At 71.7% G+C, this 18,711-nt stretch carries 14 protein-coding genes; 1 reads left to right on the top strand and 13 read right to left on the bottom strand.

What is annotated here, in order from left to right; translation table 11 throughout:
- The first annotated feature begins 52 nt into the window (after nucleotides 1-52).
- Nucleotides 53-1,129, top strand: a complete 1,077-nt coding sequence (locus tag V6R91_RS09855) for a hypothetical protein (protein ID WP_336395307.1) — start codon at nucleotides 53-55, stop codon at nucleotides 1,127-1,129.
- Between the two features lie 24 nt (nucleotides 1,130-1,153).
- Here the strand turns inward: V6R91_RS09855 and V6R91_RS09850 are convergent, their stop codons facing one another.
- The 13 genes from V6R91_RS09850 to V6R91_RS09790 form a co-directional block, all read right to left on the bottom strand.
- On the bottom strand, nucleotides 1,154-3,175 hold the full coding sequence (locus V6R91_RS09850; protein ID WP_336395527.1) for a cytochrome c oxidase assembly protein: 2,022 nt from the start codon (nucleotides 3,173-3,175) through the stop codon (nucleotides 1,154-1,156).
- A 144-nt stretch (nucleotides 3,176-3,319) separates the two neighbouring features.
- Nucleotides 3,320-3,607: an HU family DNA-binding protein gene (locus V6R91_RS09845; RefSeq protein WP_045250850.1), complete on the bottom strand. Its 288-nt coding sequence runs from the start codon at nucleotides 3,605-3,607 to the stop codon at nucleotides 3,320-3,322.
- Nucleotides 3,608-4,282: 675 nt separating this feature from the next.
- Nucleotides 4,283-5,104, bottom strand: a complete 822-nt coding sequence (locus V6R91_RS09840; RefSeq protein WP_336395306.1) for an endonuclease domain-containing protein — start codon at nucleotides 5,102-5,104, stop codon at nucleotides 4,283-4,285.
- Nucleotides 5,105-5,667: 563 nt separating this feature from the next.
- Nucleotides 5,668-5,973 (bottom strand): 30S ribosomal protein S14, encoded by a 306-nt coding sequence (gene rpsN / locus V6R91_RS09835; RefSeq protein ID WP_067245380.1) that lies wholly within the window; start codon nucleotides 5,971-5,973, stop codon nucleotides 5,668-5,670.
- Between the two features lie 2 nt (nucleotides 5,974-5,975).
- Nucleotides 5,976-6,146, bottom strand: coding sequence for a 50S ribosomal protein L33 (gene rpmG, locus V6R91_RS09830; RefSeq protein ID WP_046014935.1), 171 nt, complete (start codon nucleotides 6,144-6,146; stop codon nucleotides 5,976-5,978).
- Nucleotides 6,146-6,382 carry a 50S ribosomal protein L28 gene (gene rpmB / locus V6R91_RS09825; RefSeq protein ID WP_067245377.1) on the bottom strand — a complete coding sequence of 79 codons (237 nt, stop codon included), beginning with the start codon at nucleotides 6,380-6,382 and terminating at the stop codon, nucleotides 6,146-6,148. The genes rpmG and rpmB overlap by 1 nt, the downstream gene beginning before the upstream one ends.
- A gap of 198 nt (nucleotides 6,383-6,580) precedes the next feature.
- A complete protein-coding gene (locus V6R91_RS09820) occupies nucleotides 6,581-12,949 on the bottom strand; it encodes an isopeptide-forming domain-containing fimbrial protein (RefSeq protein ID WP_336395305.1) in 6,369 nt (2,122 codons plus the stop codon).
- A 215-nt stretch (nucleotides 12,950-13,164) separates the two neighbouring features.
- On the bottom strand, nucleotides 13,165-13,878 hold the full coding sequence (locus V6R91_RS09815; RefSeq protein ID WP_336395304.1) for a DNA-3-methyladenine glycosylase: 714 nt from the start codon (nucleotides 13,876-13,878) through the stop codon (nucleotides 13,165-13,167).
- On the bottom strand, nucleotides 13,875-15,668 hold the full coding sequence (locus tag V6R91_RS09810; protein WP_336395303.1) for a hypothetical protein: 1,794 nt from the start codon (nucleotides 15,666-15,668) through the stop codon (nucleotides 13,875-13,877). Before V6R91_RS09810 ends, V6R91_RS09815 begins: the two co-directional genes overlap by 4 nt.
- Complete coding sequence (locus tag V6R91_RS09805; protein ID WP_336395302.1) at nucleotides 15,658-16,506, bottom strand: TIGR03943 family putative permease subunit; 849 nt, start codon at nucleotides 16,504-16,506, stop codon at nucleotides 15,658-15,660. The genes V6R91_RS09810 and V6R91_RS09805 overlap by 11 nt, the downstream gene beginning before the upstream one ends.
- Before the next feature lie 4 nt (nucleotides 16,507-16,510).
- Nucleotides 16,511-17,497, bottom strand: a complete 987-nt coding sequence (locus V6R91_RS09800) for a permease (RefSeq protein WP_271059635.1) — start codon at nucleotides 17,495-17,497, stop codon at nucleotides 16,511-16,513.
- Between the two features lie 73 nt (nucleotides 17,498-17,570).
- Nucleotides 17,571-17,996 (bottom strand): Fur family transcriptional regulator, encoded by a 426-nt coding sequence (locus V6R91_RS09795; RefSeq protein WP_067250585.1) that lies wholly within the window; start codon nucleotides 17,994-17,996, stop codon nucleotides 17,571-17,573.
- Between the two features lie 46 nt (nucleotides 17,997-18,042).
- Nucleotides 18,043-18,639 (bottom strand): TetR/AcrR family transcriptional regulator, encoded by a 597-nt coding sequence (locus V6R91_RS09790; RefSeq protein WP_336395301.1) that lies wholly within the window; start codon nucleotides 18,637-18,639, stop codon nucleotides 18,043-18,045.
- Nucleotides 18,640-18,711: the final 72 nt, after the last annotated feature.

The following is an 18,711-nucleotide window of genomic DNA, read 5'->3' as shown; positions in this document are numbered from 1 at the left end:
CTCTCCGAGGGCATTCGGGCTCGGCACAGTCCCACTGCCTAGACTGGCGCCCATGGAGCAGCCGAGCGACGTCCCGACGCGCCGTCGTCCGGCTCGCCTGTCGTCGGATCTCGCGCTGCTGGGCGTGGTCGCGCTCGTTCTCGTCGCCGCGCTGGGCGCCGGCGGCGTCACCCTGTACCGCGAGTTCTACAGCCCCTCGGCGTTCGTCACGCGCTACCTCGACCTCCTCGCGCAGCACCGCGCCTCCGACGCCCTGCGCCTCCCCGGGGTGGCCCTGGATCGCGAGGCGCTGGACGGGGATGCGGCCGCCGCCTCGGACGCGCTCCTGCGCGGAACGGCTCTCGCTCCCCTGACCGACTACACCGTCACCGACGAGCGCGCGGACGGGGACGAGACCCTCGTCACCGTGGAGTACCGCGCGGGCGGGCACGCCGGACGGACGACCTTCCACGTCGCCCGGGAGGGCTGGCTCGGGGTCGCGCCGACGTGGCGGTTCTCGCAGAGCCCCCTCGCGGTCGTGTCGCTGACGGTGCGCGGCGCCGAGCAGTTCACGGTGAACGGGTTCGAGCTCGACCGGCGCCAGGTCGCGGCCGGGGGCGTGGACGCGCCGCCGCTGGAGCCGGTGCCGCTCCTCGTCTTCTCCCCGGGCCTGTACTCGGTGAGCGTGGACACCCCGATGTCGGCCACGCCCGGGATCGGGGTCCTCGCGGACGCGCCCGGTGCGACCGTCCCGGTCGACGTCCAGGCCCAGCCGACGGACCAGTTCGTGCAGGTCGTGCAGCAGCGGGTGGACGAGTTCCTCACGCAGTGCGCCACGCAGCAGGTCCTCATGCCGGCGGGATGCCCGTTCGGGATGACGGTGCAGAACAAGCTCGCCTCCGACCCACACTGGTCGATCGTGGAGATGCCGAAGGTCTCCGTGGAGCCCGACGGCGCGAACTGGCGGATCCCGCCGACGGACGCGGTCGCGCACATCGTCGTCGACGTCCAGTCGCTGTACGACGGCAGCATCCGGGAGGTGGACGAGGACGTGCGGTTCCGGATCGATGCCACGATCCAGGTGCTCCCGGACGGCGCCGCCTCCATCGTCGTCGGCTCCCCGGACCTGCCCATCGACGACGGCGACTGACCGGCCGCCCGATCCCTGTGACGGTCAGCGCCGGCGGGGCGCCTGCCGCGCCTCCCGCTCCGCCGCGCGGCGGTCCTTCTCCGCGAGCTCGGCCAGGCGCGCGTTGTACTCGGCCAGCTCGGCGTCGCCGGTGCGGTCCGCGTGACGATCGGCCCGCTTCTCCGCGCGGGCGTCGCTGCGGCTCCACTGGATCGCGACGGTGATGGCGAGGATGAGCGTGGGGATCTCGCCGATCGACCACGCGATGCCGCCGCCGATGTACTGGTCCTCCATCGGCGTCGGCCCCCAGGTCCGCCCCATCGATCCGAACCACTCCGCCACCATGAGCCCGGACTGCATCATGATCGCCATCCCGAAGAAGGCGTGCATGGCCATGACCGCGATGAGCGTGATCAGCCGGCCGGGGTAGGGCAGGCGCTTGGGCACGGGATCGGCGCCGATGAGGGAGAGCACGAAGAGGTAGCCGGAGATGAGGAAGTGGATCGTCATCCACTGGTGCCCGATGTGGTCCTTCATCGCCCAGCGCACGAGGTCCGTGAAGTAGAACGCCCACAGCGACACGATGAAGATGGCCGCGGCCGCGAACGGGTTCGTGACGACCTTCGAGAACGGCGAGTGCACGGCCCAGAGGATCCACTCCCGCCCGCCGCGCGTTCCGTCCTCGCGCTTGTCGATCGCACGCAGCGCCAGGGTGACCGGCGCCCCGGACACGAGCAGCAACGGGATCGCCATCGACAGCATCATGTGCCCCATCATGTGGATGCTGAAGAGGAACTCCTGATAGGCGTTGATCGGCCCGCCGGTCACCCAGACGAGCAGCAGCATGCCGAGGATCCAGAGGACCGTGCGGTGCACGGGCCAGGAGTCGCCGCGGGCCCGCAGCCGACGGACGCCGGCCAGGTAGAAGACGATCCCGAACGCCGCCGCGGTCAGCCAGATCAGGTCGACGTTCCACTGGGTGAACCAGCGGTCGAGGGTGAACTCGGGCGGAAGGGGCGATCCGGTGAGGATCTCCGCCGGCGTCCGGGACGACGCCGGCTCGGTCCCGGTCGGCGGGGGTGTGCGGGCCAGGGCCGCCGCCGCTCCCGAGGCCAGACCCATGAGCGCGAGCTCGGCGAGCACCAGGGTCCAGAACCAGCGGGTCGCGTTCCCGGCGGTCTCGATGCGGGGGATCAGCCGCGTGCGGTACCAGGCGCCGAACGCGCCCAGCAGGAGCAGCAGCACCGCCTTCGCGATGACGAGCGCGCCGTATCCGGAGGACCACAGCGCTTCCCAGGTGCCGACGGCGACGATGGCGCGGGCCACGCCCGAGACGGCGACCACGGCGTACGCCGCCAGGGCGATCGCAGAGTATCGGCGCAGGAGCGGGCCGAAGCGGGTGAGCTCGGTGCGCGTGCCGTGCAGGATCACCAGCAGCACGAGGCCGCCGAGCCAGACGGCCGCCCCCAGCGTGTGGAGCAGGATCGAGTTCACCGCGGCGGTGTGCCCGGCGAGGTCGCCCGCGTGTCCCTCGGTGGCGAGCGGGATGAAGGCCGCCGCCGCGAGGATCGCGGTGAGGAGCGCCGCGAGCCAGCTGCGGAAGGCGAAGGCGGAGATCGTGATCACGGCCGCGGCGAGGACGGTGATCAGCCAGGCGCGACCGAGGTTGGTCTCGACGAGGAACCGCCCGAACTGTGCACCGAATTCCGGTCCGGAGTCGAGCTTGACCGGGAACACGTTCATGAACGTGAGAAAGGCCGCGGCCGCGGACGAGACCGTGAACACCGCGGCGCCGATGGATGCGGCGTCCAGCGCCACGTCGAACGACCGCTTCCCGCTCTGCAGCCCGAACAGCGCGAGCACGAGCGCGCCCAGCATGACGGCGCCGCTGAGGTTGCTGAGCAGCTTCACCAGCGGGAGCCCCCAGCGCACCACCGGTCCCGAGTCGGCGATCACGGCCGGAGCCGCGCCCCCGCCGAGGGCCAGTCCGACGAGCGCGGCGACGACGGCGGCCACCACGAGGATCACGGGTCCCGCGATGCGCGAGACGGCGGCCTGCGTCGACACGACACCCTTCGTCGGGGGCGGGCTGGACGGGCGGTTCACCCCTCCAGCCTAGGCGCGTCGCCTATGCGCTCCCGGCGCGGCCCGGTGGCGGACGCCGAAGGCCGTCCCGCAGTCGCTGCGAGACGGCCTTCGAGGCGAGACGTCTTACTTGACGGCGGCCTTGAGCTTGGAGCCGGCGGTCACCTTGACGCGCTTGCCGGCCGGGATCTTGATCTCGGCGCCGGTCTGCGGGTTACGGCCGGTGCGCGCGGCGGTCGCGACCTGCTCGAAGGAGATCCAGCCCGGGATCGAGACCTTGCTGCCCTTGGCAACGGCGTCCGAGACCGTGGCGAACAGAGCGTCGAGCACGCCCGAGACAGCAGCCTGGCTCTGACCGGTGGCGCTGGCGATGCTCGCGACGAGCTCGGTCTTGGTGATGGACTTGTCAGCCATGTCATCCTCCAGCGACGAAAGGCTCGTCGCTTGTTTTTCGAAGTTCCGCGGGGCGGACGCCCCCCGTTGGTCGAATGACCGCCTCGAATGTATCAACTCCGCCCCGTTTTTCCGCGTCATTTCGCGGGTTTCCACGTATTGGGGCGGCGTGTCGCACCTCATGCGTCACATCAGTCACACCCGTGATCCCCAGACGAGGCCGAGCCCCTTCCCGTGCGGCGGCCACAACAGCGGACGACGGCCACTCCGGCGGACCTCTCGCCGAGAGGCCTCCGCCGCTGCGTGCTTCCACCGCCGTTGCGCGCGCCGTCCGCCGCAGGACGAGCGACGACCGCACCACCGGACATCCCTCACTCCCGCGGACGCCTCCCCCCGACCGCTCCGCCACGACGCGCGTCCTCCGCCGCTGCGTGCTTCCACCGCCGCTGCGTGCTTCCACCGCCGCTGCGCATTTTCTCCGGCGCTGCGCGCTTCCTCAGCCGCTGCGCACTTTTCTCCGGCGCTGCGCGCGCCGTCCGCCGCAACGCGTGTCCGACACGCGCCTGAGTGGCGACCGCTGCGAAGGACGACACCTGCTCCCGCGGCGCTGGGGCCTAAGACGCTGCGCGACGACGCCTTTTCCCTGCTGATCCGCGCGATGTCCGCCCGCACGAGTGCGGATGGAGATCGCACGGTTCAGGACGCGCGGTGCAGTCGTTGACCGATCGCCTCGAGGATCTGCGCCTGCACCTGAGGCCACTGAGTCATGAGCTGGTGGTAGCCGATCCGGATCACGTGGTACCCCTGCAATCGGAGGATCGCGTCGTGCCGGTTGTCCTCGTCTCGCTGCGGCCCCACGTGGTGGCCGCCGTCGATCTGGATGACCAGGCGGTCTCCGATGAGGAAGTCCACTCGATGGCCGAAGAGCCAGACCTGCGGAACGATTGGGATGTCGAGCCACGACAGACGTGTCCGGAAGATGGTCTCCGTCCCGGCATCGGCGTACGGACGGGCATTCGCCAACACCGCCCGGGCTGCCGGGGTGAGGGGCATCCGGGCGAGGACCCCGGGATCGATGAGGCGACGGCGGAGGGCGGACTCCCATGTCGCCAGCGCCATCTCATACGGCTGGCATTTCGCGAGGAGGATGAGCGCGTTCTCCAACCGGTCCTCCAGGTCGTCCGGGTCTCGGGGGATGGTCGGGCGAGCCCAATGGATCACGCCCCGAGCGATCTGCGCGTGCGCGGACGGCCGCGCGGCAACGTGCGGCTCCCCGTCGTCGAGCACCCACAGTCCGCGGCGGGCGGCCAGCGTCGTGCACGTGAGCACGACGCCATGCGTCGCTGCTGCGACCAGGACGGGATCCGCGTCCGGCAGTGCGACCCATCCCCGACGGACAGTCCGGATCCGGCCGTCGGCCTTGGCGATGCGCAGCTGGTGGACGGTGATGCCCGCGTTCCGCAGCGTCTGGGTCCGTGCGACTCCCTGGCGGGCCTGAAGGTGATCGAAGAGGTCCATCGACCGATCGTGCGCGTTCCCGGGCGACATCCGGTGGCCCCGTCCAGGATCGGTGGAAGAAGGAGGCCGATCCCGGATCAGTGCAGTACGACGGTTCGTGCGGACAACGCACATCCGCACTGAGCCCGCACGTTGGTTCCTCCGCCGCGGCGTGTGTTCTCCGACCTTGCGGAGGGCTCCGCGGCGCGCACCCGGCGGATGACCACGCGCCGGAGGGTCAGGCTCCTCATTCTGACCACGCGCGGAAGACACACGCACGCGCGGAAACCCCAGTCCGATTCCGCCGCCGTTGCAGGGGATCTCCGACGTTGCGCGTGCATGCCGCGCGACGGAATCGACGACCACAACCGCGGAGAACGCGCACTCCGGCGGACGCCGCACGTCGGATCCACCGCCGATGCGCGGGTTCTCCGACGCAGCAACGCGGCAGCGCAAGGGAGCGCAGCAACGCGGCAGGACAAGGGAGCGAGGCAGCGCGGCAGCGCGGCAGGGCAAGGGAGACGGGCGGGGACGCAGAAGGGGCGAGGATCCGAAGATCCTCGCCCCTTCTGAAGACGTCGTGCTTACCAGCTCGACTTGGTCACGCCGGGGAGCTCACCACGGTGCGCCATGTCACGGAAGCGGACACGCGAGATGCCGAACTTCGTGAGGACGCCGCGCGGACGGCCGTCGATGACGTCGCGCGAACGCAGACGCACCGGCGACGCGTTGCGGGGCAGCTTCTGCAGGCCGACGCGGGCGGCCTCGCGCTGCTCGTCGGTCGAGTTCGGGTCGACCAGAGCCTTCTTGAGCTCCAGGCGACGCTCGGCGTAGCGGTCGACGACCGCCTTGCGCTGCTCGTTGCGAGCGATCTTGCTCTTCTTGGCCATGATTAACGCTCCTCGCGGAATTCGACGTGCTTGCGAACCACCGGGTCGTACTTCTTCAGCACGAGGCGGTCGGGGGTGTTGCGGCGGTTCTTCTTGGTCACGTAGGTGTACCCCGTGCCCGCCGTCGAGCGCAGCTTGATGATCGGACGGACGTCCTGAGCCTTCTTCGCCATTAGAGCTTCACACCCTTCGCAAGGAGGTCCTTGACCACGTTCTCGATGCCGCGCGCGTCGATCACCTTGATGCCCTTGGCGGACACGTTCAGGGTGACCTTACGGCCGAGGGACGGGACGTAGTAGGTCTTCTTCTGCACGTTCGGGTCGAAGCGGCGCTTCGTCCGGCGGTGCGAGTGCGAGACGTTGTGACCGAAGCCGGGAACAGCACCGGTCACCTGGCACACTGCTGCCATGATGGTGACTCCTTCATTACCGTGAGGCCGGACGGCCCCACCCAAGATCCCTTGTCTGCACGCCTCATCCGCACATTCGGAGCGGGGAGGCATACGAACTACGCACAGGAGTGTGCGCAGACAAAGAGTCAGTCTAGCACGGCGCGACTCCCGGGCGTGCCGTGTGCAGAGCGGGCACCGCCCCGCACACGGACGTCATCAGCTCCTCCGCCGACGGGTCGACACGAACACCGCTCCCAGCACGAGCATGAGCACGCCCCACAGGATCACCGACACCGCGACCTCCCCGCCCGTGGCGGGCAGCGGCTGGCCGGGCGGCGTCGTCGCCGGCGGGTCGGTCGGGCTCGGGCTCGCCGGCGGGTCGGTCGGGCTCGGAGCGGGAGACGGGGGCTCCGTCGGCGACGGGCTCGGTGTGGGTGCGGGCTCCTTGGGCACGGGGTTCTCCGTGCCGGTCGGCGGCGGGACGATCTCCGCCCCGCCCGGCGGAGTCGCGGACGCCGTCAACCGGTTCGCGATGACGACGTCCTGGACGCCCTCCCGCACCGTCACGGTGTAGGTCACCGTGACGACCTCGCCCGGGTGCAGCACGCCCCGCCAGCTCAACCGGTCACCGTCCACCGCCACGCCGTCGACGGTGGCGCCGCCGATCGAGGCGGTCGCGTCGTCGTTGTACGCGGCGTACGGAGTGACGCCGGACATGTCGTCCGCGAGCGTGACGGGGTCGAGCGCGACCTCGCCCGTGTTCGCCCCCGTGAGGGTGTACGTGATCGTCTGGCCGGGCGCGGCCTCCGTCCCGGACGGAGGATCGGCGGTCTTCGACGTTTCGAAGCCGGGCGTCGGGACCGGGTGCTCCGTCACCGCCGGCGGCGGAGTCAGCTGGCCCCCGCCCGGAGGCGTCGCGACTCCGGTCACCGAGTTCCGAACGATCTGTCCCTCGCTCCCCTCCATCACGGTGACGGAGTAGGTGACCGTCACGGTCGCCCCGACCGGCAGCGCACCCGACCAGGACAGCGTGTCGCCGTCCCGCCCGACAGGCCCCGCGTCGGCGCCGTCGATCGTCGCCGCCGCGTCCTCGTCGTACTGCGCGTGCGGCAGCACGCCGGAGAGGTCGTCGTTCAGAACCACCGGATCCAGCACAGTCTCGCCGGTGTTGCGGCCGGTCAGCGTGTAGGTGATCCGATCGCCCGCCGCCACCGCGGTCCCGGACGCGGGGTCCGCCGACTTCTCGACCTCGAAGCCCGGCTCGTTCACGGGGTGCTCCGTCGTGACGTCCGGAGGCGTGATGACCTCGCCGCCCGGCGGGGTGCCCGTGCTGGTCACCGCATTGCGGACCGTCTGGCCCCCGGCGTCCGCCCTCACCGTGACCGAGTACGTGATGGTCACGATCTGTCCGGGCTGGAGCACACCGGTCCAGGACAGCGCATCGCCGTCCCGGGTCGGCGCACCGGCGTCTGAGCCGTCGATCGTCGCCGTCGCGTCGTCGTTGAAGTCCGCCGCGAGCAGGACCCCGGACAGGTCGTCCGTGATCGTCGCGGGGTCGAGCACCGTCTCGCCCGTGTTCTCGCCGGTCACCGTGTAGACGATGACCTGGCCGGGATCGACCGCGCTGCCCGCCGCCGGTTCCGCGCTCTTCTGCACCTCGAAGCCGGGCACGTTCACGCCGTGCTCCGTCTCGCCCGGCGGAGGCGTGAGGTCCTCGCCGCCCGGCGGAGTCGCCACACCCGTGACCGAGTTGCCGATGGTCTCGCCCGCGGCGTCGGCATGGACCGTGACCGAGTAGGTCAGGGTCACCGTCTCGCCCACGCCGAGCGCACCCGTCCACGAGAGGACGTCACCGTCTCGGGCGACCTCGCCCGCAGAGGAGCCGCCGATCGTGGCGACCGCGTCGTCGTTGTAGTCCGCGGACGACAGGACGCCGGACAGGTCGTCCGTCACCGTCACCGGATCCAGCCTCGACTCGCCGGTGTTCGCCCCGGTCACCGTGTACGTGATGGTCGACCCGGGGTCCACGGCGCTGCCGGAGGCCGGATCGGCCGTCTTGTCGAGCGCGAAGCCCGGCACGGCGACGGGATGCTCGGTCTCCGCCGGCGGCGGTGTCACCACCTCGCCGCTGGGCGGGGTGGCGCTCCCCGTCACGACGTTGCCGATCGTCTCCCCGGCCGCGTCGTCGTGGATCGTCACGGAGTAGGTGATGGTCACGGTCTGGCCGAGTCCGAGCTCACCGGACCAGGTCAACCTCGAGTCCTCGACAGTGGCGATCGGAGTGTCCTCGGCATCCAGCCCCGGGATCACCACGACCGCGTCGTCGTTGTAGTCGGCGAGCGCGAGCACGCCGCTCAGGTCGTCCGTCAGTTCGACCGGGTCGAGCACCGTGGTCCCGGTGTTCGTTCCGGTGAGGGTGTACGTCACCGTCGATCCGGGGTCCACCGTCGCCCCGGACTCCGGGTCTGCCGTCTTGGCGAGCTCGAAGCCGGGAGTACCGGCGACCGGGTGCTCGATCTCCACCGGCGGGGCGTCGATCTCTTCGCCCCCGGGCGGGATCGCGTCGCCGCGCCCGTGGTTGCGCAGGACCCGCTGTCCGGCGTCCTCGTGCACGGTGACCGTGAACGAGAACGTCACCGACTCGCCGACCTCGAGGCCGCCCTCCCAGTAGATCCAGTCGTCCACGCGGATGATCGTTCCGGACTCCGCGCCGTTCACCGTCGCCGTGGCGTCGTCGTTGAAGTCCGCCCACGGCAGCACGTTGGTGAGGTCGTCCGCCACGCGCACGCGGCTCAGCGAGGTCTCGCCGGTGTTGGTCCCGGTGAGGATGTACCGCAGCGTCGAGCCCGGCTCGACCGTCGTCCCCGCCTCGGGGTCTGCGGTCTTCGTCATCTCGAAGCCGGGGCGGTTGACCGGGTGCTCGGTCTCGGCCGGCGGAGGCGTGATGACCTCTCCCCCAGGCGGGGTCGCGGAGCCGGTGGCCACGTTGTCCAGCAGCTCCCCGCCCGCATCCCCGTGCACGGTGACCGTGTACCGCAGCGTGACCGACTGCCCCACAGCGAGCGCGCCGGTCCACGACAGCGTGTCGCCGTCGCGCACGACGTTGCCCGCCCCGTCGCCGCCGATCGTCACGGTGGCGTCGTCGTTGTAGTCGGCGCTTCCGAGCAGGCCCGACAGGTCATCCGCGACGGTGACCACGTCGAGGGCCGTCTCGCCGGTGTTGGTCCCCGTCACCGTGTAGACGATCGTCGATCCCGGATCGACCGCCGTCCCGCTCTCCGGCGAGGAGGTCTTCGCCACCTCGAAGCCGGGCCGGTTCACCTCGTGCGTGGTCTCGGAGGGCGGCGGAACGACCTCCAGACCCCCAGGCGGGACGCCCCGGCCGTTCACGACGTTGCCGATGGTCGCTCCGCCGGCGTCCGCGTGCACCGTCACCGTGAAGCTGATGACCACCTCCTGCTCCAACGCGAGATCCCCGCTCCAGGTGAGCGTGGCACCCTCGAACACGACGGATCCGGCGTCCGCACCGTCGATGGTGGCCGTCACATCGTCGTTGTAGGCGGCGGAGGAGAGCACGCCCGAGAGGTCGTCCGTGATGGTCACCTCGGTGAGGGGCGTCTCTCCGCTGTTCGTGCCGATCACCGTGTACCGGATCGTCGAACCGGGGTCCACGTTCGAGCCCGTGGGCGGGTCGGCGACCTTCAGCAGCGACAGGCCCGGCTCCAGGACATCGTGCGTCGTGAACGTCGGCGGCGGCGTGATCGTGTCCCCGCCCGGTGGTGTGGCCTGCCCGGTGAGGGCGTTCTCGACCGTGTGCCCGCCGGCGTCGGTGTGCACCGTGACCGAGTACACCACCGTCACCGTCTGACCGATCTCGAGGGCGCCGTCCCAGCTCAGGACGGTGCCGTCGAAGGTCACCGGCCCGGCGCCGACACCGTCGATCGTCGCGACCGCGTCGTCGTTGTAGTCCGCGCTCTCCAGGACGCCCCGCAGGTCGTCGCGCAACTGCACCCCGGCGAGCGCGGTCTGCCCGGTGTTCTCGCCCGTCAGGGTGTAGGTGATGGTCTGCCCCTCGAACACGTCGCTCGACGACTCGGGGTCGGCGCTCTTGTTCAGGGAGAAGCCGGGTTCGTTGACGGGAGTGATGACCTCGTCCGGCGGCGGGGTGATCGTGGCTCCCCCAGGCGGCGTGGCCTCGCCCGTGACGACGTTGCGGACGGTTTGCCCTCCCGCGTCCGCGTCGACGGTGACCGTGTAGGTGATCGTCACGGTCTCGCCCCGTTGGAGTGCCCCGGTCCAGGTGAGCACGCCGTCCACGACGGTCAGGGTGCCCGCCTCGACGCCGCCCACGGTCGCCGAGGCGTCGTCGTTGTACTGCGCGAACTCGTCCGCGAGGTCGTCGCGCAGAACGACGGGATCCAGCGCGGTCTGTCCGGAGTTCACGCCCGTCAGTGTGTAGGTGATCGTCTCTCCGGGATCGACCGCGGTTCCCGACGCCGGGTCCGACGCCTTGTTGAGATCGAATCCAGGTCGGTTGACCGGGTGGCGGGTGATGACGTCCGGAGGCGTGATCACGGCGCCGCCCGGCGGAGTTGCCGTACCCAGCACGCTGTTCGCGAGGAGCGCCCCTCCGGCGTCGCCGTTCACCGTCACCGAGTACGTGAGGGTCACCGTCTCCCCGACCGCAAGACGCCCGCGCCACGAGAGCTCCGTGTCCGTGAGCGTCACCGGACCGGCGTCCGCTCCGTCGATCGTCGCGGTGGCGTCGTCGTTGTAGCCTGCAGCGTTCAGGACCTCCGACATGTCGTCGGTGATCGCGACCGGGTCCAGCGCCGTCTGGCCCGTGTTCCGTCCCGTCACGGTGTAGGTGATGGTCGATCCGGGATCGACCGGCGTGCCGTGCGCGGGATCGGCCGACTTGCTCACCTCGAACCCGGGCAGCGCGACGGGGTGCGTCGTGCCGGCCGGGGGCGGCACGATGCGCACACCGCCGGGCGGGGTCGCGTCCCCGCTCGCGGTGTTCTGCAGCGTCTGACCTGCGCCTTCGGGACGGACGGTCACGGAGTAGGTGACGTTCACGCTCTGGCCGACCGCGAGCGCCCCGCTCCAGGCGATCGTGTTCCCGTCGCGGTTCACCGCTCCGGCAGGGACGCCGCCGATGGTCGCCACGGCATCGTCGTTGTAGTCGGCGAAGGGGAGCAGCCGAGAGAGGTCGTCGCGGAGGTTGGCCGGATCCAGCCGGGTCTCGCCGGTGTTCGTCCCGGTCACGGTGTACGTGATCGTGTCACCGGCCTCCACCGTCGTCCCCGACGCCGGATCCGCGCTCTTGGCCACCGTGTATCCCGCCTGGAGCGGGGTGTTCCTGACCGTGCACAGGACGTTGCCGGTGAGGTCGCCGACCGGCTGCGGGTACGTGAAGGTCCACCGTCCCGCTCCTGCGGCGGTGACCGGGATGTCGTTCCCGCTGCTCCGTTCCACGCAGACGACGGTCGCGGTGTAGCTCGACAGCTGTGTGCTTCCCGCCCCCGTCTCGGTGACGGTGTAGGTGGCGCCCGGAGTGGCGAAGACGGGGCCCGCCTGCGCGTCCTGCGGACCGGTCGTGCTCCCCGCCGTCGTCGCAGTGTTGCCGCCGGTGATGCCGGGTCCGGTCACCGTCACGGTGAACTGGTCGTTCGGGGCGAAGCGGCCCGCGACGTCCTTCACGGCGGTCAGCGTGTTCGGGTAGCTGCAGCTGGCGAGGTCCGACAGCGTCATGGTGCTCGGGATGCCCGAGACGGTGACGCGACCGCGCTCCTGACCGGTCGCCGGGTCGAGCCGGATGAGCGTGAGGCCGTTCGAGACGTAAAGGTCGCCGCGATTGGCGAACGCGATGCCCGGGCTGTTCACGCTGGAGGGCAGGGTGGCCAGCAGTGTGGTCCCCAGCGATCGGGCGCCCGCCGCGGTGGGCGGCTGCTCGTCGAGCCGGCGCACCTCGTTGCCCGTGGTCAGGAAGAGACCGCCGGTCGAGCTGAAGGCGAAGTCGCCGTTGGACGGCGCAGGCTGGAGCCCCGTGATGTTCCCGACCTGTCCGATCGCGCGTTCCGCCTCGGTGTCGAACGCGCCGAGATAGGCGGTGGCGCCGTTGCCGCTGTAGTAGAAGACGCCGTTCGCGGGGTTGACCGCGCCGCGGATGATCGTCGCCGGCGCGTTCGGATCGGCGTTCCGGTAGGACCGCGTCGAGTCGGAGGCCCCGTCGTAGGCGACGATGGTGCCCCTGGTCGATGCCGACCCGGCGTTCTGCATGCCCCAGGCGGTTCCCCCGCCGTCCGTGATCCCGAGCGCGTTGTTCGCGGGACTGATGTCGGCGACCACGGTGGCCTGGCCGGTGTTCACGTCGATCCGGTACATGTTCCCGCCGGCGCCGGTCCGGGCGTTGACCGCCGTCGCGTAGATCGTGCTCGGACTGCACTGCATCACCGCAGCCGAGGCCGGGGTGGTCGGGAACGCCGTCGATACGACGACGAGTCCCGACGCGAGGAGGACCCCCGCGGCGATCAGTGCGACGACACGACGCGTGCCCGTCCGAATCCGTTGACGTACCGACATGCTTCCCCATCCCCATGAAGGGCGAGCGGCTCCGAGCCTCCGACTCGATCAACACGCCCGCACGATGCACCCATGATTGCACGCCAGACGGGGGTCGGGTCAAAACCGATCGTGATGCGGCACGGCAAGGTACGCGTGGCCCCGGGTTCGTCGAGCCTCCAGACACGACGAACAGATCCGGTGCAACGCACACCAGCGGAGCGACGGTCGTGGATCTAGAGTGCCGCGGCCGCCTCGGCCGCGCCGCGCCCCCAGCGGAAGGGGGAGACGGTGCGGTCGCCCTCGATCCAGAACCGCCACGGGAACGCCGCGGTGCCCGCATGCCCTGCGACCCCGACGCGGGGTCCCCGCGCGATCGGGAGGGGATCCGCGCCGGCGTCCGCGAGCCACAGCTCGGCGACGGCGCCGGCGCGCTCGGCCCCGGTGACCGCGTCGATCCCGTCGTGCGCCGGATGGCGAAGGCCCGAGGCCTGTCCGAACCGGCCGGGGCCGCGCGCGAGATCCCGGGCGGCGACAGGGGTGAGGGGCACCGTTGCGCCACGCCGCCGCGCGGCGGTCTCGACGCCCTCGACGACCTCGCCTGCGCGCAGGAGGATCCCGCCGGCCGACCCCTCGGGGCCGCAGACGACGTTGACGCAGGAGTGGATCCCGTGGCTGAGGTACACGTACAGATGCCCGGGCTCGCCCCACATCGTGGCGTTGCGGGCCGTCCGCCCCATCCGCGCATGGGAGCCGGGATCCGCGGTCTCCCCGGTCCCCTTGCCGTGATACGCCTCGACCTCGGTGATGCGCAGGACCGTCTCCTCGCCGTCGAGCACCGTGCGCAGTCTCGATCCGAGCAGACGCGGCGCGACCTCCACGGGGAGATCGGCCAGCTCGGCGCGCGTCGCGCGGTGATGCCCGGACGCCACGCCGGGTCCCCGCGTCATCGGCGGGGACCCACGGCGCACCACGACGCGTCGAACCCGGCGAGGACGACCTTCTCCTCGCCGGTGCGGGTGTCCAGGATGTGCGTCTGCAGCGTCTTCGGCAGCGGCAGCAGGGAGCGGTCGTACGGGTTCTCGACGAGGTTCGGCGCCACCACGATCGCGGAGTACTGGCCGCTCGGCGAGGGGCACGCCTGCATGATCGCATCCGATCCGGTGACGGACAGGAGCATCTGCGCCGTGCCGTCGTCGTCCACGCGCGCGATGCCCTGACCCGTCGGCAGGCCCGAGGCGTCGCGGTCCACCGTGTGGCGCAGAGTGCCGCCGGGGAACGGCGTGATCGACGTGGACAGACCGTAGTCCGGGTTCGACGGAGGCAGCGGCTGCTCGGATCCGTCGGCGAGATCGAGCTCCAGCAGCGTGTTGGAGCGCTCGATGATCGCGGTGTACGTGCCCCGCGAGATCCCGAGGATCGACTGTGCCAGTCCGAGGTTGGTCGCCCCGGCCTCCGCCGAGCGGTCGTCCACCCACAGGGTCCCGGTGAAGTCCACGAACAGCGCCGACGACGTGTCCGGGACGAACTGCCACTCGGCGACGCTGGGCGTGGATCCGCCGACCTCGACGATGCGGGGGTCTCCGCCGCGGACCGACTGCGTCACCAGCACGCTCGCACGCCCGCTCGTGGCGGAGATCTTCTCGTCCGTGAAGGTGTAACCGACCAGGCCACCCCGATCGGACACCTGCAGCATGGACAGGTAGCCGTCGCCCGGGAGCGGCAGCTCCTTCTCGTGCGTGCCGTCGAGGTCCATCACCCGCAACGACGACAGGCCGCCCTTCTCCACCGCGACCACCAGCCGATCGGCGGTCGCGCGGAAGTCCTGGATCTGCGCGGCGCTGTACACCGGCACGGCGCGCTCTCCGCCCAGGTCCGTCCGGAAGATGGTGTCGTCGCCCTCGGCGTCGCGCTGGAGGAGGAAGATCTGCGACTCCGGGGTGCGGAAGGTCGTGTGCAGCGCTCCGGCCGGACCGCCGCCGGTGCCGGTGACGTCCGCCACGGTGACGGCGTACTCGGTGTCGTCGTCCAGCGGGACGGTGAAGCGGATCCCGAGCGCTCGGCCGGCGGTGTCGAGGGTGAAGGGCACGGCGGGCTCGATCGTCACCTGTTCGGGGGCGACGTCGGCCAGCGGCTCGTTGGCCCGGAGGATGAGCCGGGTACCGGACGACTCGATCGCCGCGCGCGGGTCCACCGACACGCTGCTCACGCGAGGCCCCTGGATCAGGCTCACCGCGCTCAGCCCCCCGACGAGCAGCACGAGGGCCCCCAGCACACCTCCCAGCAGCAGCGCGAACCGTGGTCGGCGTCCGCGACCCGCCGCCGCGACCGCGGTGCCGTCGGTCGCCGCCGCGTGGTCGCCGGGACCGGCGGCGTCCTCGTACCCCGGATAGGTGCGCGCCGGGTCTCGCCGGGCGCTCGGGGCGGGATCGATGTGCCACACCGGGGCCGTGTCGATGTGCGGCCCCTGCTCAGCGGACGCGGCGCTCGGCGCGGGGTCCGCAGACTCGGCGGGCTCGGCCGTCGCCGCGGGCTCTGCCGTCGCGGGCTCTGCCGTCGGCGCGGGCTCGGCCGTCGGGGTGGGCGCGGCCGGTTCCGCGGATCCCTCGGCCGCCCGCGCCGCCTCCGCCTCGCGACGGGCGCGCGCCTCCGCGCGGGTCAGCGGGCGGGACGCGTCGGCGCCGGCCGTTCCGGGACCCGCGTCCGCCGGATCCGTGCCGCGGGGGGCCTCAGTGCTCATACGGATCCCCCGGCTCGTCGACGCGGGTCACGCCAGAAGGCTCCACGCGCAGGGTGCCGTCCTCCAGCGCCCGCACCGTCCCGGTCACCTCGACCCAGTCTCCGACCGCGTAGTCGCTCTGCCAGGCGTCGATCTGCACGGGCACCGCGGCGGGCTGCGCGTCGATCACGCAGTGCGTGATCACCATCCGGGTGAGTCGGGCCTCGTCCCCCTCGTCGCCCGCCGGTGTGAGGAACCCGGTCAGCGTCACCTCGGCGCCGTCGTACGTCTCCGGCCGCGCGGCGGTCGCGAACACGCTCGCCCAGTCGCCGATCCCGAAGACGCTGGTGTCGGTCGCGGCCCCCAGGGCGACGGTGTCGGCGCCGGCGAAGAGGACGTCCGATCCCGGTGCGCGCGACATGGCGAGATCGACCGAGAGCGAGGCCGGCGGCAGGAGCAGCGCGCCGGCCGCGACGCCGGTCGCGAGCACGCCGCCGGTGACGACCGCCGCGGTCCCGGCCGCCCGACGCACCGCCCCCGGTCCCCCGCGATGCGCGGCGCCCGCCTCTGCGGCGTCATGGCCATGATCGTGGCCGTGGCCGTGATCGTGGCCGTGGTCATCCTCGGTGCCGAGCGGCAGGGTGCACGACCACACGGCGCCGATCAGGGTCACCACCGCCGCCGCGCAGGCGAACCAGACCGTCTCCGGGCTGATGTAGAGCGTGAGCCGACCGGTGACCCCCAGCACGAGCGTCACGACCGAGATCACGGCGGCGAGCCCGACCCCCAGCCAGCGGGTGCCGAGGCCGCGCAGCCGGCGGCTCCGCGGGGGGCGCTCGGCGGCGGAGACGGGGAGCACGGCGTCAGACAAAGACGTTCACCCCGATCCCGATGCCGAACGCCGCCAGGACGACGACCGCCACGATGCCCGCGATGGTCCGCGCGGTGAAGGTGGTGCGCAGCAGCGCGATCATCTTGATGTCGACCAGCGGGCCGACGAGCAGGAACGCGATGATCGCGCCGGAGGAGAACGTGGAGGCGAAGGACAGCGCGAAGAACGAGTCGACGTTGGAGCAGATCGCCACCGTCACCGCGAGCGCGATCATCGCGACGATCGAGAGGACCGGGTTGGATCCGATCGCGAGCAGCGCGTCGCGCGGGACGAGCACCTGCACGGCCCCGGCCAGCGCCGAGCCGATCACGAGGGCGGGCATGACCGCGCGCAGCTCCACGAGGAACTGCACGAGGCTCCGCCGCACCGGCGTGCCCGGCTCATGCGCCGCGCGGTCGCAGGTGTCGAGGAAGTGCGACGTCAGGAGGGCGTCCGGCGAGGGATGACGGCTGTAGATCCACCCGATGAGGTTCGCGATCACGTAGCCGCCGACCAGGCGGGCCACGAGGATGCCGCCGTCCCATCCGAACGCCGCGTGCGTGGTCAGGATGACGATCGGGTTCACGATCGGCGCCGCCATGAGGAACGTCAGCGCCTCCGCCGGGGCGAGCCCGCGCATCATGAGCCCGCGCGCGAACGGCACGTTGCCGCACTCGCACACGGGGATGAGCATGCCCAGCAGCGACAGCACGGCCCGCCGTGCCCAGGCGCGTCGGGGAAGGATGCGCTCGATGACGCCGGAGGGCAGCCACACCTGCACGAGGATCGACAGGAGCACGCCCAGCACGACGAACGGCAGCGCCTCGAACAGCACGCTGAGCGACAGCGTCAGGCCGTCCTGCACGCGGGTCGGGAGAGTCGCGGGGAACAGCGTCGGAACGAACACGTCGATGAGGACGAGCGCCACGACGACGGCGACGCCCACCGCGGCGCCGAGCGCCTTCGCACGCCCCGACATCGGCTCGCGCCGCCGCGACGGTGGTCCTGCGGGCGCCGAGCGACGGGGCGGTGCCGTGGTCGTCACGCCGCGCTCACGCTTCCTGGACGGCGGTCGCGTCGTCACGCGCGCCGGCGTTGGCGCACGCCGCGCAGAGGCCGAAGATGTCGACGACGTGCTCGGCGTCGCGGAACCCGTGCAGCGCGGCGGTGCGGCGTGCCCACTGCTCGACGTCGGACGCCTCGATCTCGACCGTCAGACCGCACGAGCGACAGATGAGGTGATGGTGGTGCCCCTCGCTGCTGCAGGCACGATAGAGCGCCTCGCCCTCGGGGCTCTGCAGGGAATCGGCCTCGCCGGAGGCCGCGAGCCCGGCCAGCGCGCGATACACCGTCGCCAGGCCGATCCCGGTCTTCTCCTCGCGCAGCGTCGCGAACAGCGACTGCGCGCTCACGAAGCCGCGCGCATCCGCGAGCGCGTCCCGCACCCGCTCACGCTGCCACGTATTGCGCTGAGCCATGCCCCCGAGTCTATTCCGCGGGACTGACGCCGGACTGGGAACCGGCTCAGCCGACGCCGCGCTCACCCGGTCGGCTCTGCACGCCGGCGATGATCGCATCGATGGCGACCGCCGCCCGTCGGCGCAGCTCCGGGGGCGCGGTGTCGACGAGGGGCCCGTGCAGGGCGAGCTCGGCGAAGCCGTGGACCGTCGCCCAGCACGCCCATGCCGCGTCGTCGCGGGATGCCGGCGCCACCGCGCCCTCGGCCACCAGGGCGTCGAGCGCGTCGATCAGCGCCCCGTAGGCAGGCGACTGGGCGAGCTGGGCGGGGCCGGGCGGGCGGCCGCCGAAGAAGGCCACGGCGAACCATCCCGGCTCGGCGAGCGCGAAGTCCACGTACGCGCGGCCGACGCGCCGCAGCCGCGCCACCGGGGTCGCCCCCTCCTGCGCGGCCATCGCGGCGGCGAGCCGGGCCTGGATCGCGTCGGCCGTCGCCTCGAGGAGGGCGTCCCGGTGGGGGAAGTGCCGGTAGGCGGCGTTCGGCGAGACGCCGACGCGGCGCGTGGCCTCCCGAACGGTGAGCGCGTCCGGTCCGCCCTCGCGGGTCAGCTCGACCGCGGCCTCGACGAGCGCCGCGGCGAGATCGCCGTGATGATAGGCCACCCCTTGTCCTCCCGACGCACGATGTGTACGGTGTGAACATACCAGATGTGTACAGCGTGAACATCGGAGGCC

This window comes from Microbacterium sp. CCNWLW41 (assembly GCF_037083505.1).
This window is presented reverse-complemented; position numbering and strand designations above follow the sequence as displayed.

Coding starts and splice junctions, on each gene's coding strand:
- V6R91_RS09855 (WP_336395307.1), top strand. CDS start 53: ATGGAGCAGCCGAGCGACGTCCCGACGCGCCGTCGTCCGGCTCGCCTG.
- V6R91_RS09845 (WP_045250850.1), bottom strand. CDS start 3,607: ATGGCTGACAAGTCCATCACCAAGACCGAGCTCGTCGCGAGCATCGCC.
- V6R91_RS09840 (WP_336395306.1), bottom strand. CDS start 5,104: ATGGACCTCTTCGATCACCTTCAGGCCCGCCAGGGAGTCGCACGGACC.
- rpsN (WP_067245380.1), bottom strand. CDS start 5,973: ATGGCCAAGAAGAGCAAGATCGCTCGCAACGAGCAGCGCAAGGCGGTC.
- rpmG (WP_046014935.1), bottom strand. CDS start 6,146: ATGGCGAAGAAGGCTCAGGACGTCCGTCCGATCATCAAGCTGCGCTCG.
- rpmB (WP_067245377.1), bottom strand. CDS start 6,382: ATGGCAGCAGTGTGCCAGGTGACCGGTGCTGTTCCCGGCTTCGGTCAC.
- V6R91_RS09820 (WP_336395305.1), bottom strand. CDS start 12,949: ATGTCGGTACGTCAACGGATTCGGACGGGCACGCGTCGTGTCGTCGCA.
- V6R91_RS09815 (WP_336395304.1), bottom strand. CDS start 13,878: ATGACGCGGGGACCCGGCGTGGCGTCCGGGCATCACCGCGCGACGCGC.
- V6R91_RS09810 (WP_336395303.1), bottom strand. CDS start 15,668: ATGAGCACTGAGGCCCCCCGCGGCACGGATCCGGCGGACGCGGGTCCC.
- V6R91_RS09800 (WP_271059635.1), bottom strand. CDS start 17,497: ATGTCGGGGCGTGCGAAGGCGCTCGGCGCCGCGGTGGGCGTCGCCGTC.
- V6R91_RS09795 (WP_067250585.1), bottom strand. CDS start 17,996: ATGGCTCAGCGCAATACGTGGCAGCGTGAGCGGGTGCGGGACGCGCTC.